Below are 26,235 nucleotides of genomic sequence, written 5' to 3' on the forward strand. Positions count from 1 at the left end.
TCAGCAAGTACTCAATATTTCACCAAGAGAGGGCTTCTCCATGGATTTTGCGCAAGCTATCAAGTCGTGCTTCAGCCAGTACGCGGGCTTCACCGGCCGGGCGCCACGCTCCGAGTTCTGGTGGTTCGCCCTGTTCCAGATTCTGGTGCTGCTGGTTACCGCCTTCATCAGCGAGATCGCCTACGCCATCGCGGCGCTGGCGCTGTTGCTTCCCGTACTGGCCGTTGGCGCCCGCCGGCTGCATGACATTGGCCGTTCGGGCTGGTGGCAACTGCTGTCGCTGACTGGCATCGGCGGCCTGGTGCTGCTGTACTGGTGGGTGCAGCCCAGCGGAGAGTGATCGATTCCGCATGAGGGATGTCAGCGCGCGGTACCAGAACCGCGCACCATGAAAAAAGCCCGCAGACCGTAAGGCCTGCGGGCTTTTTGCTGGTTGACAGCGCAGTGAACGGGTCACCGCGCCGGGCCGGGCAATTACATGCCCATGCCACCCATGCCACCCATGCCGCCCATGTCGGGCATGCCGCCGCCGGCACCGGCCTCGTCCTTGGGTGCTTCTGCAACCATGGCTTCGGTCGTCAGCAGCAGGGAAGCCACGGAGGCAGCGTTCTGCAGGGCCGTGCGGGTGACCTTCGTGGGGTCCAGAATGCCCAGTTCGAGCATGTCGCCGTACGTGTCATTCGAAGCGTTGAAGCCGTAGTTGCCTTTGCCGGCCAACACAGCGTTCACCACCACCGAGGCTTCGCCGCCAGCGTTGTTCACGATTTCGCGCAGGGGCGCTTCGATGGCCTTCAGGACCAGCTTGATACCGGCTTCCTGGTCGGCGTTGTCGCCCTTGACCGAGTCACCGACAGCTTGCTTGGCACGCAGCAGGGCCACGCCACCACCGGCCACAACGCCTTCTTCCACCGCTGCACGGGTAGCGTGCAGTGCGTCTTCCACGCGGGCCTTCTTTTCCTTCATTTCGACTTCGGTGGCAGCGCCGACCTTGATCACGGCCACACCGCCGGCCAGCTTGGCCACGCGTTCCTGCAGCTTTTCACGGTCGTAGTCGGACGTGGCTTCCTCGATCTGCACGCGCACTTGCTTGACGCGGGCTTCGATGTCACCAGCAGCGCCGGCGCCGTCGATGATGATGGTGTTTTCCTTGCCCACTTCGATGCGCTTGGCCTGGCCCAGGTCGGCCAGGGTCACCTTCTCGAGGGTCAGGCCCACTTCTTCAGCGATGACCTTGCCGCCCGTCAGGATGGCGATGTCTTCCAGCATGGCCTTGCGGCGGTCGCCGAAGCCAGGGGCCTTCACAGCCACGACCTTCAGGATGCCGCGGATGGTGTTGACCACCAGCGTGGCCAGGGCTTCGCCTTCGACTTCTTCGGCAATGATCAGCAGCGGACGGCCGGCCTTTGCAACTTGCTCCAGGGTAGGCAGCAGGTCGCGGATGTTGCTGATCTTCTTGTCGAACAGCAGCACGAAGGGGTTGTCCAGAATGGCCGATTGCTTTTCTGGGTTGTTGATGAAGTAGGGCGACAGGTAGCCGCGGTCGAACTGCATGCCTTCCACGACGTCCAGTTCGGAGTCGAGGGACTTGCCGTCTTCCACGGTGATCACGCCTTCCTTGCCAACCTTGTCCATGGCGTCAGCGATCAGCTTGCCGATGGTTTCGTCGGAGTTGGCCGAGATCGAGCCGACCTGTGCGATTTCCTTGGAGGTGGTGGTGGGCTTGGAAGCCTTCTTCAGCTCGATCACCAGGGCCGTCACGGCCTTGTCGATACCGCGCTTCAGGTCCATCGGGTTGATGCCGGCGGCCACGTACTTGAAGCCTTCGCGCACGATGGCCTGGGCCAGCACGGTGGCAGTGGTGGTGCCGTCACCAGCGTTGTCGCTGGTCTTGGAGGCCACTTCCTTCACGAGCTGGGCGCCCATGTTCTGCAGCTTGTCCTTGAGTTCGATTTCCTTGGCCACGGACACACCGTCCTTGGTCACAGTAGGGGCGCCGAACGAGCGCTCCAGCACCACATTGCGGCCCTTGGGGCCCAGGGTCACCTTGACCGCATTGGCCAGAATGTTCACGCCTTCAACCATGCGTGCGCGGGCTTCGCCGCCGAAAACTACGTCTTTTGCTGCCATTTGGAGCTCCTGAAATTTAACTGAATCAATTACTGGCTTGGGGGAGAGGGGAAAGCGTAGCGAGCAGGTGCCAGGCTAGGCGCACGGAGCACAGCAACCGGAACGTACTTCCTGTACGTGAGGATTGCGAGCACCGCGCAACGACGCATGGCGCCTGCGCAGTAGCTTTACTTCTCCACCACGGCGAACAGGTCGTCTTCCTTCATGACCAGCAGCTCGTCGCCCTTGATCTTGACGGTCTGGCCCGAGTACTTGCCGAACAGAACGCGGTCGCCGACCTTCACGTTCAGGGCGAGCAGTTCGCCCTTGTCGTTCTTCTTGCCGGGGCCGACGGCCAGCACTTCACCTTGATCGGGCTTTTCAGCGGCGTTGTCGGGGATCACGATGCCGGAGGCGGTCGTGGTTTCGCTTTCGATACGCTTGACGATCACGCGATCGTGCAGGGGGCGAAGATTCATTGCATTGCTCCTGGGTCAAAAAATTACCGACAGTACGAAGCGCCTGAACAGGGCCAGGCGCTACCAAACTCCATCCAACAAGGGAGTGTTAGCACTCCGTTGCAGTGAGTGCTAATGATACGGGCATTTGTTGCCGTTTCAAGACATGGGGTGATTGGAAGGGTGTCAAACACGCTTCCAGTTGTGCCGATGGCTTGCAAGGGGTCGGGCCGATCCACCCCATTTTTGCGCAGGAGCAGGGAAATCCCTCACCCCTGCGGGGTGGGGCGCAGGAAGCCATCCATGGGTACCTTGCGCTGTCTTGACGCTCGTCGCCATCGCATTGCGGCTTGCCGCTTCGTGCCCCTGGCGCCGCTGGCTGGCTGAGGGGCACACGGGGCGCATCCCGCCACGGTCCGGCTCCCGGAGGTTGCGGTACGGCTTTTCCCGCCCCACGCGATCAGGCGCCAAGCGTCCAGCCAATCTTTCTTTTTTACTTTTTTGAGGGAACCGATGAAACATCTGATGACGAAAAAGCCTTTGAGCACTGCCGTTGCCCTGGGTGCTGCTGCCCTGTGCTGTGCTTTTGCGATGACTTCTGCCCACGCTGTGCAGCCCGCCATCTCCATGGGCTACGACCATGCCCTCGTGTTGCGTGCCGACGGCACGGTCTGGTCGTGGGGTTACGGCAATGGCGGGCAACTGGGCCTTGGCAATTCCAGCACCCGCACGTCGCCCACGCAGATCCCCTCGCTGCAGAACGTGGTCCAGGTGGTGGCACGGGGCTCATTCTCGATGGCGCTCAAGGCCGACGGCACCGTCTGGGCCTGGGGTGACAACTCGGGTGGCCGCACCGGCGGCAGTGGCACCAGCGTGCCGGTGCAGATCAACGGCCTGTCGAACATCGTCAGCATCAATGCCGGGACCAACACGGCGGCGGCCTTTGCAACCGACGTGTCTGGCCAGGTCTTTGCGTGGGGGAGCAACAGCACGGCGCAACTGGGCACCGGGCAGACCAGTGGCGGCGGCAACCCCGTGCCCCGCCTGGTGGCCGGCGCGCAGGGCGCCGTGGCGGTGAGCGCATCGGACGCAGCCGTGCTCGCGCTGCGCCAGGACGGCAAGGTGGTCGCCTGGGGATCCAACGGCAACAAGGCACTGGCCCCTGTTGCCGGGACCGCCACGGCCCCGGTCGTGATCGACGCCCTGGGCAGCGTACAGGCCGTGGCCTCGACCTCCATCAACATCGCCGGTCAGTACTACGCCCTCAAGAGCGACGGCACCGTCGCCGTCTGGGGCCAGGCATCGACCAACGCCCCCTACTGCGGCCAGAAGGGCATCCAGAATGGAGGCTATGCGCTGATCGACATCTCGCCCATCCAGGGTCTGGCGCGCATCCAGCAGATCGAGCCCGGCGACGGCCACACCCTGTTCGTCGATGCCGATGGCGCCGTGCATGCCTGCGGCGTCAACAGCGCCGGCCAGCTTGGCGATGGCACCCTGGTGAACCCCTCGACCGAAGTACCCAAGATCGCGCACATTGCGGGCCTGCCGCCTGTCGTGGCCGCAGCAGCGGGCTCGGCGATCTCCGCGGCGATCGGCGTGGACGGCAGCGTCTGGGTGTGGGGCAAGACCACCCACCTGGCCACAGGCGCCCCGGACAAATCCACGACTCCCGTGCGGGTGACGCTGGCCAATGGGGCACCATTCGATGCTGGCCGGGTGGGTGAAGCCCCCGGCACCTTTGCCGGAGGGCAGGATGGCCCCCTGAGCAACGTCACGGTGGACGTGGGCGCCCTGATATCGCCATTGCACCGCGGCAAGACGGGGCGGGTCTATGTGGCCGCACTCGCCGGATCGACGGCCCTCTTCCTGGGCCCGAACGGATGGGCGCCCTACACCGGAGGCGTCTTCCCGGCGTACGGACGTGGCCCGCTGCCCCGCACGGTGCCCGTGAACATTGCGTCCGGCCTGAACTTCAGCGGGCTGGAGGGTGTGCAGTTGGTGGTGGGGTACGGTGTGGGTGACGATGCCACGGCCGCAGCGGAGATGGTCCGTGCCGGCCGCTACAAGGTCGTCCACACGCTGAACTGAGCGGCACACCGTCGCTCGTTGGGTCGCCCTGCGGCGCTGTAGCAAGCGCCGTCAGCGGCTTTCCGTCGGATTGTTCGATTGGATGCAAATCCGTACCAGAGCGGCGGCGGACCCACTGTCCGCTTTGCCATGGCGTTCAGTGCTTGTGCGCACCCTGGGCCGCAGCTGGCGCTGCGGCGTTGAGCGGTCGCACGGGGGCCTTGACCTCCACCGATTCGCGCTTGCCGTCCTTGCCCTCGAAGACCAGGGTGATCGGCACCGTGTCGCCCTCTTTCACCTGCTGCTGGAGGTTCATCAGCATCACGTGGTAACCGCCGGGTTGGAGGTTCACTGCCTTGCCGGCGGGCAGCTCGACGGCGGGCACCTGGCGCATGCGCATGACGTTGTCCTGCATGGCCATCTCATGGACCTCGACGGCGCTCGTGAGCGGGGAACTGGCAGACACCAGTCTGCTGTCCTTGGCGGCCTGGATCTGCATGAAGGCGCCCGTGGCCTGCTGCTGGGGCACGGTGGCGCGCACCCACGCGTCCTTGACGGTGACCTGGGCGAAGGCCGGGATGGCGAGCGCGGCGAAGCAAGCGGCAGCCAGAATGGATCGTTGGATGGAATGCATGGGAGTGGTCTCTGTGGATGGAAGGGGTTCAGGCGGAGTGCTGCAGCAACTGGCGCAGGTCGTCGGCGCAGTCCTTGGCGCTTTGTTCGTGGCGCAGCACCAGGCGCGGCTTGCCTTGCGGGTCGAAGACATAGCTGAACGCGGAGTGGTCCATGGTGTAGGACGCGCCCGTGGGCACCTTCTTGTAATAGACCTTGAACTCCTTGGCTGCCGCGGCCGTCTGCTCCAGGTCGCCATACAGGCCGATGAAGCTCGGATCGAACACCTGCGTGTAGGCGCCCAGCACGGTCGGGTTGTCGCGCTCGGGGTCGATGGTGATGAAGACCACCTGCAGCCGATGGCCGTCGTCGCCGAGCAGGCGGCGGATCTCTGCCGCACGGGTGAGGGCCGTGGGGCACACGTCGGGGCACTGCGTGAAGCCGAAGAACAGCATCACCGCCTTGCCCCGGTAGTCGGCCAGTGTGCGCACCTGGCCCTGGGCATCCTTGAGCTGGAAATCCCGGGCGTACTCGGCGCCGGTGATGTCCATGCCCTTGTAGGCCACTGGCGCCTTCTTGCAGCCGGCGAGCGATGCCGCCAGCAGGGGCGCGAGCGCCAGGGCCAGCAGGCCGCGGCGGTGGTGGGAGGGGCCCGGCGCTGCGGCAGCGGCCAGGCGTGGTGGTGTCGATGGGGTGTTCATGGGGGTACGTATCGAGGATGGGACGGCGGGCTACCGCCGAGGCGCGCACCGGCGCCGCCAAGGCGCGGTGGCTACCGCTCAAAGCGCGCGCATGCCCTTGGTTGGCATGCAGCAGCGCAGGTGTCAGGCGAGCGAGGTCGGTGGCCCGCGGGCGGGCAGGGGGGCGCCAACGATGGCAGCGATGGCGGCAGCCACAGTGGGCGCGAGCATGTGCGCCAGGGGCCCATGGCGCTGTGCATGCTGCTGCACGGGTGGCGGCGGTGCGCTGGCGCCCAGGCACATGGCGCAATCGAGGGTGTGCTGCCCCAGTTCGGTGGCACCGCCATCTTCGCTGACCGCCACCAGCTTGACGGTGCTGCCCGTGGTGCAGACCATCTGCAGGGCCTGGGGGTGGACGATGGGCGACGCGATCGCCGCGCCCACGGTCAGCACGAACCACGCCAGGATCAGGCGGGCCAGCAGTGACGAGGTGCGCAGCGCGTACATGGCCGCATTATCGTCCCGGCCCCCTGTGCGCGGGTGGGGTGGGGCAATTTGTCCCAGGCCCCGAGGGAGATGGGTTCAGCGCGCTGCCTGCCTGCCGCGCCCCACGGCCAGCACCATCAGCACCGCTGCCAGTACCAGGGCGCCACTCAGCAGGTACAGGCTGAGCGTGAAGCCGCCGGTCGCTGTCTTGATGGCGCCCACCATCACCGGCGCCACCACGCCGGCCGTGCCGCCAATGGTCGTGATGAGGGCGATGCCCATCGCCGCAGCGTTGCGGCTCAGCAGGCTGCCGGGCACGGCCCAGAGGATGGCGAAGGCGCTGGAGATGCCGACCGAGGCCAGCGACAGGCATGCCACTGCGGCCACCGGGCTCTGCATGAACAGGGTGGTGAGCGACAGCCCGGCCGCGCCGATGCAGGCCGTCACCGCGAAATGCCAGCGCCGCTCCTGCCGTCGGTCGGAATGCCCGGCGATGAGCAGCGTGGCCACGATGCCCGTGACTGCCGGCACCACCGAGTACAGGCCGATCTGCATCACCGACAGGCCCATGGACTGCAGCATGGTGGGCTGCCAGAACGACATGGCGTAGATGCCCAGGATCACCAGGAAGGAGATGAAGCCCAGCAGCCACACCTGCCCGTTGCGCAATGCGCTGCCAAAGCTGCTGCGCGCATCCGCGCCGCTGGCGGCCTGGTCGCGTGCCAGATCGTCCTGCACCTGGCGCTTTTGCGCGGGCGTGAGCCAGCGGGCGGCCTGTGGCCCGTCGTCGAGCAGCTTGTACGCCAGCACGGCCAACAGCACGCAGGGCACCCCTTCCACGAGAAACAGCCACTGCCAGCCCCGCAGCGACAGCAGGCCGTCCAGGTAGGTCATGCTGGCGCCCGCCAGCGGCCCGGCGACGATGGGCGCCGCGCCGTAGGCCATGAAGAACAACGCCGTGACCTTGGCCCGCCGCTGCGAGGGAAACCACAGCGTGAGGTAGAACAGCACGCCGGGCGCAAAGCCCGCCTCGAATACCCCCACCAGGAAGCGCAGCACGTAGAACTGCGCCGGCGTGGTCACCCACAGCGTGGCGGCCGAGGCCAGGCCCCACAACCCCATGATGCGCAGCAGCGTGAGCCGAAAGCCCACGCGCGCCAGCAGCATGTTGCTCGGAATCTCGAACAGCGCGTAGCCGATGAAGAAGATGCCTGCCCCCAGGCCGAACACCGCGTCGCTGAAACCCAGGTCGCTCTTCATCTGCAGCTGGGCGTAGCCGATGTTGGTGCGGTCCAGGTAGTTGAACACGTAGCAGGCGAACAGCACCGGGATCAAGCGCCAGGCAATCTGGCGATAGGTGGCGTCGTCTGCAGCGGTGGCGGGCGCGTGCGAGGCGCCCGCATCAGCGGGAAAGATGGCGGCGGGGGAGTTCATGGCGTTTGTCTCGTGTTGTCTGTTTTTTGGATGGAGATCAGCGAACCGGCTCAGGTGGGCCGCTGGAGCGCGCCCGAGGCGGTGGCGCCCCACAGATGGCTGGTGGGCGCCCCGGGAAACAGCCAGTGCGGTGAGCATTCGCTGGACGGCACCACGTTGCTGAAACCGTGCGTGGCCGACATGCCGGCGATGGTCTTCTCCAGCACCATCGACAGGTACTGGTCGACGCTGCCCTCCTGGGTGTTGCCGTTCAGGACCACCTCGGAGCCGGTGGCCTTCGCGTAGCGGCGTATGCCGTTGTGGCGCGAGGCCTCGGGCGCCCAGCTGTCGGCGCTCACGCCGTTCTCGCTGCTCACGCGGATGCCGTCGCCCGTGCGGTACACCAGCGAGTGGTTGCCCTCGGTATGGCCCGGCGTGTGCACCAGCGCGATGCCGCGCCCCAGTTGCACGCTGCCGTCGAAGGGCACGATGCGTTCGGGCGCCACGCCTTGCAACCCCTCGGGGCAGTACCAGTCGGCCTGCGTGGGCAGCAGGCCGGCCACGCTGGCCAGCTCCTGGCGGTGCACCAACAGGCGGGCGTTGGGCAGCAGGCCGCGCTCGCTGCCCGTGCCCAGCCAGCGGCGCAGGTTCTGGGTGTGCAGGTGGTCGTAGGTGATGAAATCGATCTGCTCCGGCGCCACGCCCACCGAGGCCAGGGCCTGCAGCACCGTGCCGTAGACCGGCGCGATCACGCCGTGCAAAAACTTCGGGGTCTGCTCGCTCAGGCGCTTGAAATAGGGTGTCTCGCTGCCCGTCTCGAAATCGGCGGGGGTGAACAGCAGGTTTCTGAGGTGCCCCTCGAAATCCTCTAACTGCACCAGCACCATGCGTGCCAGCAGGTGCACCATGTGAGGCTTGAGCAACTGCTGCGAGTACACGCCGTTGAAGGCATACCAGGCCGGGTAGGGGATGCGCAGCAGGTCGAAGCTGCGCGCATAGCGCACGGCAGGTTCGCCGAGAAAGCGCTCGCGGAACTGCTCGCCCGCGCGGCGCAGCGCGCGCAGCCGGTCCTGCGGCGTGGGGGCGCTGCGTGCGCCGTCGAAGTCGGTGATCGGCTGCAGCAGCAGGCGGACCGGCGAGAGGGGTTCGGTCATCATGTTCATGGGGAATCTCCTCAATACAGGGAACGGCCACCGGAGATGTCGAAGACGGCCCCGGTGCTGAACGAGCAATCGGCAGACGCCAGCCAGGCCGCCATGGCAGCCACCTCGGCTGGCTCGACGAAGCGCGCCATGGGCACGCGCGACAGCAGGGCCTGGTGCAGCTGGGCGCGGTGTTCTTCGGGAACGCCGTCGAACACGCCGGTCTCGGCCGCCGACGGGGTGATGCAGTTCACCAGCACCCCGGTGGTGGCCAGCTCCTTGCCCAGCGACTTGGTCAGCGCGATCAGCCCGGCCTTGGAGGCCGAGTACGCAGCGTTCAGGCCATTGCCTTCCTTGCCCGCGACCGAGGCGATGTTGACCACGCGCCGCCCGACCGCGGGCGCGCGCTGACCGGCGATATCTGCCAGCATCTGCGGCACCAGCGCGCGGCAGCACAGGAAGGCGCCGGTGAGGTTGGTGTCCAGCACCGCACGCCACTGGGCCGCGCTGTGCTCCCAGGTGGGCACCAGCGGGCCGAGCACGCCGGCGTTGTTCACGAGCACGGTGGCCGGGCCCAGGGCTGTGGCGCTGGCCTGGGCGGCAGCCGTTACGGCGGCCTCGTCGCGCACGTCGGCGGCTGCGGTGAACATCCGACCCGGGGCGTCCAGCGCCTGCGCTGCGCCCTGCAACTGGCGGTCGCTGATGTCCCACAGCGAGACGCTGGCGCCCTCGTGCAGGAAGCGGCGTGCAATCGCCAGGCCAATGCCCTGGGCCCCGCCGGTCACCACCGCGTGGTGGCCCTGCAGGCGCCCGCTCATGCCGTGGCCTGCTCGGGTACCGATGTCTTGCCGGAGGTGGCTGCCTGGCCGCCGAGCAGCGAGCCGATGATGCCGGGCAGCGCGGCCGGTGGCACGCCCACCAGCAACTGGCGCAGCATGGTCAGCGTGTCGAAGTACACCCGCTCGCAGACCAGGTTCTCGGCCTCGTCGAAGATGAACAGCGCGATCATGCGGCAGCGGAAGGTGTTGCCTGTGGGGGGCAAGGCAGCGAGCGGGCCCTTGTGCGTGCCCAGCAGCCAGAACTCCACGATGACCGAGTCGCCGGCATGGCGCAGTTCGATGATTTCGTGCCGCTGGTCCGGGAAGGCCTGGCGCGTGGCGGTGTAGTAGCGGCGCACGTCCTCGTTGCCGTCGTGCACTTCGCCGGTGGGGATCAGTTCGTAGTGCGGGTGCGGAAAGGTGCCGAGCACGGCATCGAAATCCTGGCGGGTTTCGTCGGCGAAGTGGTCGAGCACGGTCTTCTCGCGGCGGGCATTGCGTTCGGTGGTGGGGGTGGTCATGGGGGCGTCCTTCAGGTCGATGGCGGTTCAAGGAGTGCGGCGACCCGAGGGGCCTGCCGCGCGCCGGTCCACTATCCGCAGGCCGCACTGGCGAGACTGTCCGGTGTTGGCAATTGGGGGGTGGTACAAACCCGGGGATGTCCGCTGCGCGTCGCCATGGCGACCTCCCTTGCCCACACAATGGCTGCCGCCAGCCATCTCGCCCCCAGGTGCACTCCATGCCTTCCCAGCCCGAACCGGCACCCGATACCGACCTTCCGGCCCACCTCGGGCACCGCGCCGACGAGCGATTGCGCTTGCCGCAGGAGGTGCAGGACGCCCTGCTGCAGGTGGCGCACCGCCGGCAACTGCAGCGTGGGGATTCGCTGTTCCTCAAGGGGTCGGCTCCCGACGCGCTGTTCGGCATGGTGCAGGGCGCGCTGCGCGTGAGCGTGGCCGCGCCGGACGGGCGCGAGGCCGTCATCGCCGTGCTGGAGCCGGGCCACTGGTTCGGCGAGGTCTCGCTGTTCGTGGGCCAGCAGCGCGTGTACGACACCTGCGCGGTGGAGCCGTCGGAGGTGGCCGTGGTCCAGGCGGCGGATTTCCACCACCTGATCGCCACGCAGCCGGCGCTGCACATGGCCTTCACGCGGCTGGTGTGCCTGCGGCTGCGCCAGGCCCTGGCCTGGATCGACGACGCCATCCTGCAGCCGCTGTCCGTGCGGCTGGCGCACCGGCTCGTGATGCTGGACAGCCGGCCCGCCAGCGCGGAATCCACCACGGTGGTGTTGGCCGTGTCGCAGGAGGATCTGGCCTTCATGCTCGGCGTCTCGCGCCAAAGCATCAACCGCCAGCTCAAGCAATGGGAAGAAGAGGGGATGCTGCGTGTGGGCTACCGCGTGGTCGAACTGCTCGACCGCGAACGCCTGGCCTGCTATGCCGCACAGCCCGCGTGATGCCGTCCGTCAGTCTGCCCCGGGCGGGTTGTCCCGCGCCGCGTCAGGTTCCAGTGCCTTGATCACCATGCGGCAGATCAGCTCCTCGGCCTTGCCGTAGTCGCGCTCGGTCAGCGCCGGCTTGCCCAGCAGCAAGGCGAACTGGGCTTCCTGCTCGGCATAGGCCTGGGTCACCGACCAGATGATGAACATCAGGTGCGTGAAGTTGACGCGCGCGATGCGGCCCTCGCGTGCCCAGCGCTCGAAGGTACGCACCTCGGCCTTTAGCAGCGGCCCCACCCGCGCGGCGATGGCCTTGCCATAGCGTGGTGCACCGGCAATCACCTCTTTGGTGAATACCTTTGCACCATTGGGGCGCTCGCGCGAGTAGCGCAGCTTGGCGCGGATGTAGCGGCGCAGTGCCTGCTGGGGGTCGTCGCTGTGCGACAGGTCTTCCATCCCCGCGAGCCATTGGGTCAGCACGTCGTCCAGCACGCGCTGGTACAGCGCTTCCTTGTTCGGGAAGTAGTACAGCAGGTTGTGCCGGCTGATGCCGATGGCCGCCGCGATGTTCTCCAGAGAGGCGCCCTCGAAGCCGAACTGCGCGAAATGGTTCTCCGCCTCGGTCAGGATGCCCTGCTCCTTGAGCAGGCGCGACGCGGTGGGCGCCTTGGCGGCGGTTTCCGCAGCGGGGGCGGTCGCCGGGGGGCTGGGGGCTTCCGGGCGCCGCCGGGCGGAGGCGGAGGGGGGCTGTCGGGCGTCGGTCATTGCACCATTGTGTGTCAATGTGGCTGGCAAAAGCCTGGCATGCGGCTTGCTGTAGGGATTTTACTAATTGGTAAATTTTTACTGGTTGGTAAATTCAACAGCCAGCAGGGCACCGGTGCAGCCAAAGCACCGGGCACCTGCAACCCCTAGCGAGGCCCACGATGAAACCTCCGGAATTTGCGGCTGCATGCCCTTGTGCATGCACTGTTTGCGCAGCCCCCTGCCGCCGTCCGTGCGGATCGGGCCACGCCGCTGCGTTGCCGGCGTGCAGCGCCCCTGCCCCCACCCTGACCCTGCCGGAGGAAATCTGATGGACACACCCGCAAGCCACGCCTGCGGCATTCATGCCGCACGCCTGAACCTGGCCGACTACGCCACCCGCTTCGGCGACGCCCACCCGCCGCTGACGCGCCCGCAGGCGCTGATCGAGGCCGAACGCTGCTACTACTGCCACGATGCGCCTTGCGCCACGGCCTGCCCCACGGGCATCGACATCCCCTCCTTCATCCACCGCATCGCGCAGGACAACAACCGGGGCGCCGCCCGCGCCATCCTGGAGGCCAACCCCCTGGGTGGCATGTGCGCCCGCGTCTGCCCCACCGAGGTGCTGTGCGAGCAGGCCTGCGTGCGCAACACCAATGAGGACAAGCCGGTCGAGATCGGCTCGCTGCAGCGCTACGCCACCGATGCCTTCTTCGCCAAGCCCGGTGCCCCGTTGTTCCAGCGTGCCGCATCCACCGGCAAGCGCATCGCCGTGGTCGGGGCCGGCCCCGCAGGCTTGGCCTGCGCCCACGGCCTGGCGGTGCGCGGCCACGACGTCGTGCTGTTCGACGCCCGCACCAAGCTCGGCGGCCTCAACGAATACGGGCTGGCCAGCTACAAGACCACCGGCAACTTCGCCCAGAAGGAAGTCGAGTGGCTGCTGTCGATTGGCGGCATCGAGGTGCGCACGCACCAGTTGCTGGGCCGCGACATGACCCTCGACAGCCTGCTGGCCAGCCACGACGCAGTGTTCCTCGGCCTGGGCCTGTCGGGCGTGAACGCCCTGGGCATCGCCGAGCCCACGGCCACCGGTGTGCGCAATGCCGTGGACTTCATTGCCGAGCTGCGCCAGACGGCTGACCTGTCAACCCTGCCCGTGGGGCGCAGCGTGGTCGTGATCGGCGGCGGCATGACGGCGGTGGATGCCGCCGTGCAGGCGCGCAAGCTCGGTGCCGAGGAGGTGACGATTGCCTACCGCCGCGGGGCCGAGAGCATGTCCGCCTCGCACGTCGAGCAGGAATGGGCGCAGACCAACGGCGTCACCATCCGCCACTTCGCTGCGCCCAAGGAGGTGCTCAGTGCCGATGGCGCTGTGACCGGGGTGCGCTTTGCCGCCACGGCACTGGAAGGCGGCCGGCTCATTGAAACCGGTGAGAACTTCGTGATCCCGGCCGACATGGTGCTCAAGGCCATTGGCCAGACCTATGTGCCCGAGCCCGTGGGCCAGGCCATCGCGCTCACCGGCGGGCGCATCGCTACCGACGCGGACGGCCGCACCAGCCTGGCCCGGGTGTGGGCCGGCGGCGACTGCCGGGCCGGGGGGCGCGACCTCACCGTGGAAGCCGTGGAGCACGGCAAGGTGGCCGCCATCTCGATCCACGCCGCACTGGCCGCCTGAGCGCCGTTCAGCCGCCATCACCGCACATCACCGGAGCACCACACCATGGCCGACATCCGCAGCAATTTTCTGGGCATCAGCAGCCCCAACCCCTTCTGGCTGGCCTCGGCGCCCCCCACCGACAAGGAAGTCAACGTCACCCGTGCCTTCGAGGCGGGCTGGGGCGGCGTGGTCTGGAAGACCCTGGGCGAGGACCCCTCGGTGGTCAACGTCAACGGCCCGCGCTACGCCACGCTGATGTCGCAGGACCGGCACGTGATCGGGCTGAACAACATCGAGCTGATCACCGACCGGCCGCTGCACACCAACCTCGAAGAGATCAAGCGCGTCAAGCGCAACTGGCCCGACCGGGCCATGATCGTCTCTCTCATGGTGCCCTGCGAGGAGCAGAGCTGGAAGAGCATCCTGCCCCTGGTCGAGGACACCGGGGCCGATGGCATCGAACTGAACTTCGGCTGCCCGCACGGCATGAGCGAGCGCGGCATGGGCGCCGCCGTGGGCCAGGTGCCCGAGTACATCCAGATGGTCACGGCCTGGTGCAAGCACTACAGCCGCCTGCCGGTGATCGTCAAGCTCACGCCCAACATCACCGACGTGCGCCACCCCGCGCGCGCGGCCAAGGCCGGTGGGGCCGATGCGGTGTCGCTGATCAACACCATCAACTCCATCATGGGCGTGGACCTGGACCGCATGACCATGAGCCCCAGCACCGACGGCTGGGGTTCGCACGGCGGCTACTGTGGCCCGGCCGTCAAGCCCATCGCCCTGAACATGGTGGCCGAGATCGCACGCGACGCGCAGACCGCCGGCCTGCCCATCAGCGGCATCGGCGGCATCACCACCTGGCGCGATGCGGCCGAGTACATCGCGCTGGGCTGCGGCACGGTGCAGGTGTGCACCGCGGCCATGGTGTACGGCTTCAAGATCGTGCAGGACATGTGCGACGGGCTGTCCAACTTCATGGACGAGCGCGGCTACAAGACCATTGAAGACTTTAAGGGCCAGGCCGTGCCCACCGTCAAGGACTGGAAGAACCTCAACCTCAACCACATCGACAAGGCCGTCATCAACCAGGACGCCTGCATCCAATGCGGCCGCTGCCACGTGGTCTGCGAGGACACCTCGCACCAGGCCATCACCTTCACCAAGGAGGGCGGCGTGCGCAAATTCGAGGTCAACGATGCCGAGTGCGTGGGCTGCAACCTGTGCGTCTCCATCTGCCCCGTGCCCGAGTGCATCACGCTGCGCAGCCTCGCGCCCGGCGAGGTGGATGCGCGCACGGGCAAGGTGGTCACAGGCGAGTACGCGAACTGGACGACCCACCCCAACAACCCCCAGCGGGTTGCTGCGTGATGCAGTGCCTGGCGGACAGCGCACCCCGGTGCTGCGCTGCATCTGGCGCAGTGCGCTGTGCGCCGGTAGCATCGCTCGCTTCCCCTGGAGCGTGAACTTGCTCCGTCCCGCCATCTGCCTCCCACCGGAACGCCGGATCCGGCAGCGGCTTGTGTGCAACCCCAAGAAGTAAATATTTCACAGAGGAGTAAAGGCATGAACCACAGTACCGGCAGCGCCGCCCATGGGGCGGGGCATCTGCCCGGCGCAGCGTCCAATCCGCTGGCCAACGAAGATCTGCTCCCCACCACGCAGGCGCAGCGCCACTGGGCGTGGAAGGACTATGCCGCCCTGTGGGTGGGCATGGTGGTCTGCGTGCCCACTTACACCATGGCCAGTTCCATGCTGGACCAGGGCTTCACCTGGCAGATGGCGGTGTGGCTGGTGTTTTTGGCCAATTGCATCGTGCTGATTCCCATGGTGCTCATCGGCCGCGTGGGGCCGCGCTACGGCGTGCCGTTCCCGGTGCTGGCGCGCGCCTCTTTCGGCGTCAAAGGCGCCAACCTGCCGGCCGTGCTGCGCGGGCTGGTGGCCTGCGGCTGGTTCTCCATCAACTGCTACTTCGGCGCGCTGGCGCTGCACGGCTTCCTGAACATCCTGGGCATGGGGCTCGCGGGGCCGGCCGACGGGCAGACCATCAGCACCTCGCAGTTCACGTGCTTCCTGGCGTTCTGGGCGGTGCACCTCTGGTTCATCTGGAAGGGGCCGGAATCCATCCGCTTGCTGGAGGTGATCGCCGCGCCGCTGATGGTGGGCGCCTCGTTGCTGCTGGTCGTGGTGCTGATGATGAAGGTGCCCGCTGGCCAACTGTTCAACCTGCCCGCCAAGGTGGTGGAGGGCGGGCCCAAGACCTGGGCGGCGCTGACCGGGCTGGTGGGCTTCTGGGCTACGCTGGCCCTGAACATCCCCGACTTCACGCGCTTTGCGCGTTCGCAGAAGGACCAGGTCATCGGCCAGGCCATCGGCCTGCCCATTCCCATGGCCCTCTTCTCCATGGTGGGCGTCATCGGCTTCTCGGCCTCGGCCATCCTCTACGGCAAGGCGCAGCTGTTCCCTGACGGCCTGCTCACGCAGATGGGCAGCGTGGCCGCCGGCATCGGCCTGCTGGTCATCCTGCTGGCCAACCTGACCACCAACGTGGCGGCCAACCTGGTCTCGCCCTCGTACGACTTCAGCCAGATCGCGCCATCGAAGATCAGCTTTCGCATGGGAGGCATGATCGCCGCGCTCATCGGCCTCTTGTTCATGCCCTGGAAGCTGCTGGCCACCTCGGGCGGCTACCTGTTCACCTGGCTCGGCGGCTACGGCACGCTGCTGGGTGCCATCGCCGGCATCCTGCTGGTGGACTACTACCTGGTGCGCAAGGGCGAGCTCAAGGTGGACGACCTGTACCGCCGTGGTGGCGAATACGAGTACAGCAATGGCTGGAACATCCATGCGCTGGTCGCGTTCTTCCTGGGCGTGCTGCCCTGCCTGCCCGGTTACCTGGCGGTGTCGGGCGTGCTCGACAAGGGCTCCGTCCCGGGCCTGCTGCAGTCGCTGTTCGACTTTGGCTGGTTCTTCAGCCTGGCTGTCGCCGGCACCTACTACTACCTGACCGCGAAGAAGAAATGACGTCCTGCCCTGCAGCGGCCTCACCCGGCCTGCTGCGGGCCTGCGGCCTCGGCCACCCCAGCAACCCCTGAAGGAGAACCCCATGAGCCAAGCCCTTGTGATCCGCGGTGGCACCGTGGTCAATGCAGACCGCGAGCAGCGCGCAGACGTGCTGTGTGTGGATGGCCGCATCGTGGCCGTCGGGGAGGGGGCGGCCGCGCAGGCGCCTGCGGGCGCGCAGGTGCTCGACGCCAGCGGCCAGTACGTGCTGCCCGGCGGCATCGATCCGCACACCCACATGCAGCTGCCGTTCATGGGCACCGTCACCATGGACGACTTCTTCACCGGCACGGCCGCGGCCCTGGCGGGTGGCACCACGAGCATCATCGACTTCGTGATCCCCGACCCGCAGGAGTCGATCATGGACGCCTACCGCAAGTGGCGCGGCTGGGCCGAAAAGTCGGCGGCCGACTACAGCTTCCATGTCGCCATCACCTGGTGGAGCGAGCAGGTGCGCGCCGACATGGGCACGCTGGTGCAGGAGGAGGGCGTGAACAGCTTCAAGCACTTCATGGCCTACAAGAACGCCATCATGTGCGACGACGAAACCCTGGTGAACAGCTTCAAGCGCGCGCTGGAGCTGGGCGCCATGCCCACGGTGCATGCCGAGAACGGCGAGCTCGTGTACCTGCTGCAGCAGGAGGTGGCCAAGATGGGCATCACCGGCCCCGAGGGCCATCCGCTGTCGCGCCCACCCATGGTCGAGGCCGAGGCCGCCAACCGCGCGATTGCGATTGCCGACGTGCTGGGGGTGCCCATTTACGTGGTGCATGTGAGCTGCATGGAATCGGCTGACGCCATTGCCCGTGCCCGCGCGCGCGGCCAGCGGGTGTATGGCGAAGTGCTGGCCGGCCATCTGTTGATCGACGACAGCGTGTACCGCGACCCCGACTTTGCCAAGGCCGCCGCCTATGTGATGAGCCCGCCGTTTCGCCCCAAAGGGCACCAGGAGGCGCTCTGGCGCGGTCTGCAGTCGGGCCAACTGCACACCACGGCGACGGACCACTGTACCTTTTGCGCCGCTCAGAAGGCCATGGGCAAGGAAAGCTTTGCCAAGATCCCCAACGGTACGGGCGGTGTGGAAGAGCGCATGGCCGCCATCTGGGATGGCGGCGTCAACACCGGGCGCTTGACGCCCAGCGAGTTCGTGGCCATCACCTCGGCCAACGCGGCCAAGCTGTTCAACATCTACCCGCGCAAGGGCTTCATCGGCGAGGGCGCCGACGCCGACCTGGTGCTGTGGGACCCCGAGGGCACCAAGACCTTCTCGGCCAAGACCCAGCACAGCAAGGGCGACTTCAACATCTTCGAGGGTCGCACCGTGCGCGGCATTCCGAGCCACACCGTGAGCCAGGGCCGCGTGGTGTACGCCAACGGCGACCTGCGCGCCGAGCAGGGCCAGGGCCGTTACCTCAAGCGCCCGGCCTTCGGCGCCAACTTCCAGGCCGTGCAAAAGCGCGCCCAGGACCTGGCACCCACTGCGGTGGCCCGCTGACAGAACCGATCCGGAGAACACCATGGACACCAAAGTCAAGACTGACATCGACAGCCTGCGCATCAACGGCGAGCGCCTGTGGGCCTCGCTCATGGAGCTGGCGCAGATCGGCGCCACGCCCAAGGGCGGCGTGTGCCGCCTGACGCTGACCGACTTGGACAAGCAGGGCCGCGACCTCGTCACGCGCTGGGCGCGCGAGGCCGGCATGGCGGTCACCATCGACCAGATCGGCAACGGCTTCATGCGCCGCCCGGGGCGCAACAACAGCCTGCCGCCCATCATGACCGGCAGCCACATCGACACCCAGCCCACGGGCGGCAAGTTCGATGGCAACTACGGCGTGCTGGCCGGCATCGAAGTGGTGCGTACTTTGAACGACCACGGCATCGAGACCGAGGCGCCGATCGAGGTGGCCTTCTGGACCAACGAAGAAGGCTCGCGCTTCGTGCCGGTGATGATGGGCTCGGGCGTGTTCGCCAAGGCCTTCACGCTGGAGCATGCCTACGCCGCCACCGATACCGAGGGCAAGACCGTCAAGGGCGAGCTCGAACGCATCGGCTACATCGGCGAGCAGGTACCAGGCGACCACCCCATCGGCGCCTACTTCGAGACCCATATCGAGCAGGGCCCGGTGCTGGAGGACCACGACAAGACCATCGGCGTGGTCACCGGCGTGCTCGGCATCCGCTGGTACGACTGCACCGTGACCGGCATGGAGGCCCATGCCGGCCCCACGCCCATGGCCCTGCGCAAGGATGCGCTGCAGGTCGCCACGCACCTGATGCAGGAGGTGGTGGCCTGCGCCCACCGCCACCCGCCGCACGGGCGCGGCACCGTGGGCATGGTGCACGTGCACCCCAACAGCCGCAACGTGATCCCGGGCCAGGTCAAGTTCAGCATCGACCTGCGCAACGCCACCGATGCGCTGTGCGAGAGCATGGACCAGGACATCCGCGCCGTGGCCGCCAAGCTCAGCGCCGACACCGGCCTGCCGATCGTGATCGAGCAGGTCTCGGCCTACCCGGCGCAGGTGTTCCACGCCGACTGCGTGGACGCCGTGGCGCGCGCTGCCGCCAAGCTGGGCTACTCCAACATGCCTGCCGTTTCGGGCGCGGGGCACGACGCCGTCTACATGGCGCGCCTGGCGCCCGCCGGCATGGTGTTCATTCCGTGCAAGGACGGCATCAGCCACAACGAGATCGAGGATGCCAAGCCGGAACACATCACGGCAGGGTGCAACGTGCTGCTGCATGCCATGCTGGAGCGCGCAGGCACCTGAGCATGCCCACCCTCGCCCGCGTTGTGGCTGCGCGACACGCCGGGCGGGTTTTACATTTGTCGTTGGAGCGGGCCCCGGTGGGAGGCTGCCTGGCCTCCTGCCCCGGTGCCAGCGGCTTGCGCAGGCAGAGGCGCCTGCCGTGCAAATGTGACAAAACCGTGACAAATCGAGGTTTTGATTAAAAATCGGGCAGCGCGGGTGTATCTTCTGGTTACGTCTTGTTCCGTATCCTGAGAGAGAAAGCCTGCCCATGAAATTGCGAACCCGAATCCTATGGCTGTGCGCGGCCACCCTGCTGGGCCTGGTCGTGCTCTCCGCCGTGGCCTTGACCACGCTGTACCAGTCGATGATGAAGGAGCGCACGGCGCAGCTGTCCAACCTGGTGGTGCTGGCCCATGCGGCGGCGCAAAATGCCCATGACCAGGAAAAGAGCGGGGCCCTTTCCAAGGAGGACGCGCAGAAGGAAGCCAAGCGCAACATCGGCAGCTTCGTCGACAAGGACAAGTACTTCTTCGTGCGGGGCTTCACCGACGACGTGAATTACGTGCACCCCAACCCCAAGCGCATCGGCATCGTCGATGAAAAGGGCGGCAAGGAAGCCGGCGTGCGCTACCGCGCCGCGTTGCAGGGCAAGACCATCGGTACGGTGATCGCCAAGGGCACGCGCCCCGGTGCCAAGGACGAGGTGGAAAAGCTCTACGCCATCATCAAGTTCGAGCCCTGGGACTGGACCATCGGCTTTGGCGACTACATCGACGACATCGACCAGGCCTTCTGGCGCAACACGGCCATCCTGCTGTCCATCGGCGCTGTGCTGATGCTCATCGTCGCGCTCATGGCCTGGCAGATGCTGCGCACGCTGGTGCACCAGCTCGGCGGCGAGCCGCAGTATGCGGCCGACGTGGTCACGCAGATCGCCGAGGGCAACCTGGCCGTGGAGGTCATCACCCAGCCAGGCGACCAGACCAGCATCCTGCACGCCATCCGCGCCATGCGCGACAACTTGGCCCACCTGGTGCGCCAGGTGCGCGACAGCACCGATTCGATCAACACCGCCTCGGCCGAGATCGCTGCCGGCAACGGCGACCTCTCGGGCCGCACCGAATCACAGGCGAGTGCCTTGCAGGAGACGGCGGCATCGATGGAGCAGCTGACCTCCACCGTGCAGCAGAACGCGGCCAACGCACGCCGCGCCGATGAGCTGGCGCGTGCTGCCTCCGACATGGCTGTGCGTGGTGGCGACGTGGTGCAGCAGGTGGTGGGCACCATGGGCTCCATCGACCAGTCCTCGCGCAAGATCGTGGACATCATCAGCGTCATTGACGGCATCGCCTTCCAGACCAACATCCTGGCGCTGAATGCCGCCGTGGAAGCGGCGCGCGCGGGTGAGCAGGGCCGTGGCTTTGCCGTGGTGGCCAGCGAAGTGCGCAGCCTGGCGCAGCGCAGTGCCGCCGCCGCCAAGGAGATCAAGGGCCTGATCGACGACTCCGTGGCCAAGGTCGGTGTGGGCACCCAGCTCGTGGAGCAGGCCGGCTCCACCATGCGCGAGGTGGTCGACGGTGTGAAGAACGTGACCACCATGGTGGCCGAGATCAGCGCTGCCAGCGCCGAGCAGAGCGCCGGCATCGCCCAGGTGAACCAGGCCATTTCGCAGATGGACCAGGGCACGCAGCAGAATGCCGCGCTGGTCGAGGAGGCCCTGGCGGCGGCCCAGTCGCTGAGCCAGCAGGCCGTGGCGTTGGCGCAGACCGTGGGGCAGTTCCGCGTGGCCTGATCCGGGGCAGGCCCTCACAAAGGCAGGGTTCGCCCTGCCTTTTTTTCGTTTCCAGGTGCTATGCGGGCCGGGCGGAGCCGGTCAGCCCCAGAAAATGGTCCAGCATGTGGAAATGGTCCTCGAAGAACTCCTCTTCCATGCCCGCCAGTTCGGCAATCGGCGTCCACTGCACCTGCTGGGCGTCGTCATCGGCCTGCACGGTGGGGAACGGGGCCTGGCCCAGGTCGAAGTAGTGCGCATGCGTGAGCGTGCGCCCGCGCTGGCTGCGGTCGGGGTGGTCGAACACGGCCACGGATTGCAGCGCGGCGCGCATGGTGCCTTCGGGCAGCTTGCAGTGGGTCTCTTCCACCAGCTCGCGCAGGCACGACTGCCACACCGTCTCGCGCTGCTCGATGAAGCCGCCGGGCACGGCCAGTTGCCCCTTGCCTGGTGCATGGGCGCGGCGGATCAGCAGCACATGGTCCTGGCAGCGCAGCACGGCGTCCACGGTCACGAACACGGGCGGGTAGGGCGCTGCAGACCAGGCCTCGCGGTAGCGGCGCAGCATGCGCCATTCTTCCTGCAGCGCCTCGAAGTGTGGCGTCAGTGCAAAGCTTTCAAGAAAGTCCAGCGTGCTTGCAGGCATCTCACCCGCCAGATCGTCGAGCTCTGTGCGCACGGTGGTCGGCGTGGCGCCGAAGTAGGCGTCGCGGATGGCGGTGGCGTCGATGCGGCCCTGGCGCTCCATGTTGATCAATTCCCAACCTGGGAAGGCGCCCAGGTAGCTGCTGGTGGCGTCCTTGAAGTGGCCCACCAGGCCGATGCGGCCGGCCGCAGGCGCAATGCGGGCGACGCCCTCGCGCACAGCCTGCACCCACACGGCTTCGTTGTAGTAGTCGCGCACCGGCAGCACCTGCACACGGGCACGGTCGGCCTCGGGCAGGGCCTCGCGCAGCATCTGCTCGCGCTCGCCGGCAGTGAAGGGGTTCTTGGGCGAGCGGGCCTGCCAGGCCGAGCCCATGACCACGATGACCTGGCGCGCGCTGTCCAGCGCGTGCTGCAAAAGGGCCATGTGGCCCTGGTGGACGGGCTCGAAGCGGCCGATATAGAGGGCGGTGTCGTACATGGGGTGCATTGGATCAGACGTAGCGGGCAGCGATCGGCATCTGCCGCCCGCTGCCGAAGGCGCGCGCACGCACGCGCACGATGGGGGGCGCCTGGCGGCGCTTGTATTCGTTGCGGGCGACCATCATGCGCACGCGCTGCACTAGCGTGCGGCCGTCGTCACCCTGTTCGAGTTGCTGTACGAAGGCCAGGGCGGCATCGTACTCGGCAGGTGCCAGGCGGTCGCCCTCGATCAGCATCTTGAGGACCTCGTCGAGCACCGGGTAGGGCGGCAGGCTGTCCACGTCGCGCTGGTTGGGGGCCAGCTCGGCCGAGGGCTCCTTGTCGATGATGGCCTCGGGTATCAGCTCACGGCCCGCATGCGCGTTGATGTGGCGCGACAGGGCGAAGACCTCCGTCTTGTACAGGTCGCCAATCAGCCCCAGGCCACCGTTGGTGTCGCCGTACAGCGTGCAGTAGCCCACCGAGATCTCCGACTTGTTGCCCGTGGTGAGCAGCAGGTGGCCGAAGGCGTTGGAATACTCCATCAGCACCGTGCCGCGGATGCGCGCCTGCAGGTTCTCGAGCGGCAGGCCTTGCAGCACCTGACCAAAGCTGGCTTCGAACTGCTGCGCATAGACGGCCACCAGGTCGGCGATGGGGTGGGTAAGCAACTGCACGCCCAGGTTCTGGCACAGGGCCACCGAGTCGTCCACCGAGCCGCTGGATGAAAAGCGCGAGGGCATGGTGATGCCCACCACGTTCTCGGGGCCCAGCGCCTGGGCAGCGAGCGCCAGGGTGAGCGCGCTGTCGATGCCGCCCGAACTGCCCACCACCACCTGCTTGAAGCCGCAGCGCCGCGCATAGTCCGACAGGCCCAGCATGATCTGCTGGCGGTAGAACTCCATGGTGGGGAGGCCCTGCGCGGGCACGGGCTCGGGCGTCTCCCCTTCGGCGGTGAGGAAGCGCCCGTTGTCGAACTGCAGGGTGCGCACGTCCTCCACGAAACGCCGGGCCTCGAAGACGATGCCGGCCTCGGGCTCCACCGCGAACGATGCGCCGTCGAACACGATCTGGTCGTGCCCACCGATCTGGTTCACGTACAGGATGGGCAGGCCGTTGCGGCGCGAGGCGTCGCCAAAGATCTGGTGGCGCTGCTCGCGCTTGGCGATGTGGCTGGGGCTGGCGTTGATGCTCACCACCAGATCGGGCGCGGCATCGCGCATGCGGTCGAAGGGGTTGGTCGCGTAGTCGGCGCCACTGTCGTTCCAGCCGTCCTCGCAGATCAGCAGGCCCACCTGGGCATTGCCGATGCGCAGCACCTTGGCCACGTCGGGGCCCGGCTCGAAGTGGCGGCGTTCGTCGAAGATGTTGTAGGTGGGCAGCAGCTGCTTGGCATAGCGCAGGCGCACCTCGCCGGCTTGCAGCACCAGCAGGCTGTTGTGCAGCCGCTTGCCGGGCCCCTGCGCGGGCGTGGGCGCGCCCACCACCCAGTGCAGGCCGGGCAGCTCGGCCGATGCCTGCTGCAGCGCTGCCAGCCCGGCGGCCACGCGCTGCTGGAAGGCGCTTTCGTCCAGCATGTCGCCCGGGTAGTAGCCGCACAGCGCGAGCTCGGTGAAGACCACCAGATCGGCCTGCTCGCTGGCGGCCTGGCGCGCGGCGGCGACCATGCGCGCGACATTGCCTTCGATGTCGCCGACGGTGAAGTTGAGTTGGGCAAGGGTGATGCGGAGCATGGAAAATCCTCGGGATTGCTTACGCTTTCACGTTGAAGACCTGGCGGAGATAAGCAAGGAAGGTCTCATCGTCGCACAGCGTCTTGCCGGGCGTGTCCGACAGCTTGGCCACGGGCTGGCCGTTGGCGCGCGTGAGCTTCATCACGATGTTCAGCGGCGTCTGCCCCATGTCGTTGGTGAGGTTGGTGCCGATGCCGAAGCCCAGTTGCGTGCGGTCGCCGAAGTGCTGGTACAGCGCCAGGGCGCGCGGCAGGTCCAGGCCATCGGAGAACACCAGGCGCTTGGTGTGCGCATCGATGCGCAGCCGCGCATAGTGGGCCAGCGCCTTCTCGCCCCAGGCCACCGGGTCGCCCGAGTCATGGCGCAGGCCGTCGAACAGCTTGGCGAAGTACAGGTCGAAGTCGGCCAGGAAGGCGTCCATGCCCACGGTGTCGGTCAGGGCGATACCGAGGTCGCCCCGGTATTCCTGCACCCACTCTTCGAGGGCCGTGTTCTGGAAGTCGCGCAGCCGCACGCCCAGGGCCTGGTAGGTCTGCAGGTACTCGTGGGCCATGGTGCCGATGGGCACCAGGCCCAGGTCGCGCGCCAGCAGCACGTTGGACGTGCCCTTGAACCACTGCGGTGCCTCGCGTGCAAAGGTCTGCACCACCTCGCGCTGCCAGGCGCCGCTGTAGCGCCGGCGCAGGCCGAAGTCGAACAGCTCGAACGGGTGCTGCCGCGTGGCCTGTTGCGCCAGGTCCTTGAGTGTCTGCACCTTGGCGGCCAGGCGGCGGCGGCCTTCGGCGAGGGCTGCGGACGGGTCGAAGCGGCGAAAGTACAGCTCGTTGACGATGGCCAGCACGAAGATCTCGAAGCCCATCACGTGCACCTGCGGGCCGCGTGCCACGATGTGCAGTTGGCCATCCTCGGCAGAGGTTTCGATGAAGTTGCGCTGGAACTGGAAGATGCGCAGGAAATCGATGAAGTCGCTCTTGATGTAGCGCAGCCCGCCCACGTAGGCCAGCTCGTCGGGGGCAAAGCGCAGCGTACACAGGTGGTCGAGTTCGGCGTTTACCTCGGCGAGCAGCTCGGTGAGCGGGTAGGCGCTCTGGTTGCGGCAGACGAAGCGGTACTCGCTCTGCGTCTGCGGGTGGCCGTGCAGCAGGGCCTGCCACATGGTGAATTTGTAGAGGTCGGTATCGAGCAGGCTGTGGATGACGTGGTCGGACATGGTTGGATCCTCAGAAATGGTCGGTGCTATGCGCCAGCTGCACGCCCTGCGCGCGCATGGCGTCGAGAAAACCGGTGTGCTCGGCCTCGAAGCCGCCCACGGGGCTCATGCAGTCGGTCAGCAGGGTGATGCGCGCGGGCGTCCAGCCTGGCTGCAGCCGCGGCAGCTGCTGCACGATGTGTTCGGTGGTGGCGCGCACGCAGTGGCTGCTGGCCTCGCCGGCGATGAACACCCGGTCGGCAGTGCCCAGCGCTGCAAGCAGGCGGGTGTTCAGGGCGGTGTCCGGGTCGTCCGTATCGGGCACCTCGGCTTGGATGGCGCTGTAGTGCTCGGTGAAGGGATTGGTGCCCTTGAACACGTTGCGCACCGCGCGCTGGCGTTGCAGCTGCCACTCGCCGCAGGCAGCCAGCACTTCGGCGTGCACGCCGTGGCCCCAGCTGCCGATCTCGCAGTGCACGGGCCACACCATGTGGATATAGCGGCCTTGCTGTTCTAGCGCGTCCAGGTACTGCAGGGTGCGCGGCAGCAGGGCACCGTCGCGGGGCGAGAAGGCGCCGGCGCGCACCTGGGCTGCCGTGATGGGTGTGAACGCCGCTACGGCCTGCCCATCCGTCTGCTGCCAGTACCCGGGGTGGGCGATGTCGAACTGCTGGTGTGAATCGAGGGTGATGGTGATGCCGTCGAGCAGTGCACCGCAGGCACGGACGAAGGCGGCCGTGCGCTGCATGTCGGCATGGGCCCCCGCGACCGGCAGCGAGGGGGCGCTGCGTATGCCGGTGACCGGGTGGGCGGGTTGCCAGGCAGCGGGCAGGTCGCAGAAATCGTTTTGCGGGTCGATCACCAGAAACTGGGTGGTGTGTGCCATGGTTCTTGTCCTTGTCTGTCGGTGGCGCCAGTGTAAATCAGTTAATTCAACTGTGCAACTAAGTTGCTTAAAGCCAATTCCGAATGCGTGGCCGGATGAC

23 protein-coding genes are annotated in these 26,235 nt (G+C 67.1%); 9 read left to right on the forward strand and 14 right to left on the reverse strand.

The window, feature by feature from the left end; translation table 11 throughout:
* Positions 1–40: 40 nt before the first annotated feature.
* Positions 41–340, forward strand: coding sequence for a DUF805 domain-containing protein (locus ACSQ3Y_RS06715; RefSeq protein WP_305741878.1), 300 nt, complete (start codon positions 41–43; stop codon positions 338–340).
* A gap of 134 nt (positions 341–474) precedes the next feature.
* On the opposite strand, the gene groL is transcribed toward ACSQ3Y_RS06715, so the two are convergent.
* On the reverse strand, positions 475–2,127 hold the full coding sequence (gene groL, locus ACSQ3Y_RS06720) for a chaperonin GroEL (protein ID WP_007854022.1): 1,653 nt from the start codon (positions 2,125–2,127) through the stop codon (positions 475–477).
* Positions 2,128–2,294: 167 nt separating this feature from the next.
* Positions 2,295–2,585, reverse strand: coding sequence for a co-chaperone GroES (locus ACSQ3Y_RS06725; RefSeq protein WP_057200209.1), 291 nt, complete (start codon positions 2,583–2,585; stop codon positions 2,295–2,297).
* Positions 2,586–3,155: 570 nt separating this feature from the next.
* On the opposite strand from ACSQ3Y_RS06725, the gene ACSQ3Y_RS06730 reads away from it, so the two are divergent.
* Positions 3,156–4,655: an RCC1 domain-containing protein gene (locus ACSQ3Y_RS06730; protein ID WP_436176808.1), complete on the forward strand. Its 1,500-nt coding sequence runs from the start codon at positions 3,156–3,158 to the stop codon at positions 4,653–4,655.
* Between the two features lie 136 nt (positions 4,656–4,791).
* Here ACSQ3Y_RS06730 and ACSQ3Y_RS06735 read toward each other — a convergent pair whose 3' ends face one another.
* The 7 genes from ACSQ3Y_RS06735 to ACSQ3Y_RS06765 form a co-directional block, all read right to left on the reverse strand.
* Complete coding sequence (locus tag ACSQ3Y_RS06735) at positions 4,792–5,268, reverse strand: copper chaperone PCu(A)C (protein ID WP_057205199.1); 477 nt, start codon at positions 5,266–5,268, stop codon at positions 4,792–4,794.
* Positions 5,269–5,296: 28 nt separating this feature from the next.
* The gene (locus tag ACSQ3Y_RS06740) at positions 5,297–5,947 is read right to left on the reverse strand and encodes an SCO family protein (protein WP_436176809.1); all 651 of its coding nucleotides are present in this window, start codon (positions 5,945–5,947) and stop codon (positions 5,297–5,299) included.
* A gap of 123 nt (positions 5,948–6,070) precedes the next feature.
* The gene (locus ACSQ3Y_RS06745) at positions 6,071–6,433 is read right to left on the reverse strand and encodes a hypothetical protein (RefSeq protein ID WP_436176810.1); all 363 of its coding nucleotides are present in this window, start codon (positions 6,431–6,433) and stop codon (positions 6,071–6,073) included.
* A 75-nt stretch (positions 6,434–6,508) separates the two neighbouring features.
* On the reverse strand, positions 6,509–7,846 hold the full coding sequence (locus tag ACSQ3Y_RS06750; RefSeq protein WP_436176811.1) for an MFS transporter: 1,338 nt from the start codon (positions 7,844–7,846) through the stop codon (positions 6,509–6,511).
* A 50-nt stretch (positions 7,847–7,896) separates the two neighbouring features.
* A complete protein-coding gene (locus tag ACSQ3Y_RS06755) occupies positions 7,897–8,988 on the reverse strand; it encodes a hypothetical protein (RefSeq protein ID WP_436176812.1) in 1,092 nt (363 codons plus the stop codon).
* A gap of 11 nt (positions 8,989–8,999) precedes the next feature.
* Positions 9,000–9,785: an SDR family NAD(P)-dependent oxidoreductase gene (locus ACSQ3Y_RS06760; RefSeq protein WP_057205189.1), complete on the reverse strand. Its 786-nt coding sequence runs from the start codon at positions 9,783–9,785 to the stop codon at positions 9,000–9,002.
* Positions 9,782–10,306 (reverse strand): ester cyclase, encoded by a 525-nt coding sequence (locus tag ACSQ3Y_RS06765; protein ID WP_057205188.1) that lies wholly within the window; start codon positions 10,304–10,306, stop codon positions 9,782–9,784. Before ACSQ3Y_RS06765 ends, ACSQ3Y_RS06760 begins: the two co-directional genes overlap by 4 nt.
* A 218-nt stretch (positions 10,307–10,524) precedes the next feature.
* On the opposite strand from ACSQ3Y_RS06765, the gene ACSQ3Y_RS06770 reads away from it, so the two are divergent.
* Positions 10,525–11,241 carry a Crp/Fnr family transcriptional regulator gene (locus tag ACSQ3Y_RS06770; protein ID WP_057205186.1) on the forward strand — a complete coding sequence of 239 codons (717 nt, stop codon included), beginning with the start codon at positions 10,525–10,527 and terminating at the stop codon, positions 11,239–11,241.
* A 9-nt stretch (positions 11,242–11,250) separates the two neighbouring features.
* Here ACSQ3Y_RS06770 and ACSQ3Y_RS06775 read toward each other — a convergent pair whose 3' ends face one another.
* On the reverse strand, positions 11,251–11,988 hold the full coding sequence (locus tag ACSQ3Y_RS06775; protein ID WP_057205185.1) for a TetR/AcrR family transcriptional regulator: 738 nt from the start codon (positions 11,986–11,988) through the stop codon (positions 11,251–11,253).
* Between the two features lie 310 nt (positions 11,989–12,298).
* On the opposite strand from ACSQ3Y_RS06775, the gene ACSQ3Y_RS06780 reads away from it, so the two are divergent.
* From ACSQ3Y_RS06780 to ACSQ3Y_RS06805, 6 genes are all read left to right on the forward strand, one after another.
* Entirely contained in the window at positions 12,299–13,648 is a 1,350-nt protein-coding gene (locus ACSQ3Y_RS06780; RefSeq protein ID WP_057205182.1) for an NAD(P)-dependent oxidoreductase, read from the forward strand.
* Positions 13,649–13,693: 45 nt separating this feature from the next.
* Positions 13,694–15,001 (forward strand): NAD-dependent dihydropyrimidine dehydrogenase subunit PreA, encoded by a 1,308-nt coding sequence (gene preA / locus ACSQ3Y_RS06785; protein WP_057205180.1) that lies wholly within the window; start codon positions 13,694–13,696, stop codon positions 14,999–15,001.
* A gap of 195 nt (positions 15,002–15,196) precedes the next feature.
* Positions 15,197–16,654, forward strand: coding sequence for an NCS1 family nucleobase:cation symporter-1 (locus ACSQ3Y_RS06790; RefSeq protein ID WP_057205178.1), 1,458 nt, complete (start codon positions 15,197–15,199; stop codon positions 16,652–16,654).
* Between the two features lie 82 nt (positions 16,655–16,736).
* A complete protein-coding gene (hydA, locus tag ACSQ3Y_RS06795) occupies positions 16,737–18,188 on the forward strand; it encodes a dihydropyrimidinase (RefSeq protein WP_057205176.1) in 1,452 nt (483 codons plus the stop codon).
* A gap of 22 nt (positions 18,189–18,210) precedes the next feature.
* On the forward strand, positions 18,211–19,467 hold the full coding sequence (locus ACSQ3Y_RS06800; protein WP_057205173.1) for a Zn-dependent hydrolase: 1,257 nt from the start codon (positions 18,211–18,213) through the stop codon (positions 19,465–19,467).
* 250 nt (positions 19,468–19,717) lie between these two features.
* On the forward strand, positions 19,718–21,241 hold the full coding sequence (locus ACSQ3Y_RS06805) for a methyl-accepting chemotaxis protein (protein ID WP_057265236.1): 1,524 nt from the start codon (positions 19,718–19,720) through the stop codon (positions 21,239–21,241).
* A 58-nt stretch (positions 21,242–21,299) separates the two neighbouring features.
* Here the strand turns inward: ACSQ3Y_RS06805 and ACSQ3Y_RS06810 are convergent, their stop codons facing one another.
* The 4 genes from ACSQ3Y_RS06810 to ACSQ3Y_RS06825 are packed head-to-tail and all read right to left on the reverse strand — an operon-like array spanning position 21,300 to position 26,135.
* Entirely contained in the window at positions 21,300–22,346 is a 1,047-nt protein-coding gene (locus tag ACSQ3Y_RS06810) for a bifunctional nicotinamide-nucleotide adenylyltransferase/Nudix hydroxylase (protein ID WP_057205167.1), read from the reverse strand.
* A gap of 13 nt (positions 22,347–22,359) precedes the next feature.
* Positions 22,360–24,060 (reverse strand): NAD+ synthase, encoded by a 1,701-nt coding sequence (locus ACSQ3Y_RS06815; RefSeq protein WP_436176813.1) that lies wholly within the window; start codon positions 24,058–24,060, stop codon positions 22,360–22,362.
* 19 nt (positions 24,061–24,079) lie between these two features.
* Positions 24,080–25,270 (reverse strand): nicotinate phosphoribosyltransferase, encoded by a 1,191-nt coding sequence (pncB, locus tag ACSQ3Y_RS06820; RefSeq protein ID WP_436176814.1) that lies wholly within the window; start codon positions 25,268–25,270, stop codon positions 24,080–24,082.
* A 10-nt stretch (positions 25,271–25,280) separates the two neighbouring features.
* Entirely contained in the window at positions 25,281–26,135 is an 855-nt protein-coding gene (locus tag ACSQ3Y_RS06825) for a cysteine hydrolase (RefSeq protein WP_428002451.1), read from the reverse strand.
* Positions 26,136–26,235: the final 100 nt, after the last annotated feature.

This window comes from Acidovorax sp. LjRoot66, from assembly GCF_964253305.1.
GTDB lineage: Bacteria > Pseudomonadota > Gammaproteobacteria > Burkholderiales > Burkholderiaceae_C > Acidovorax.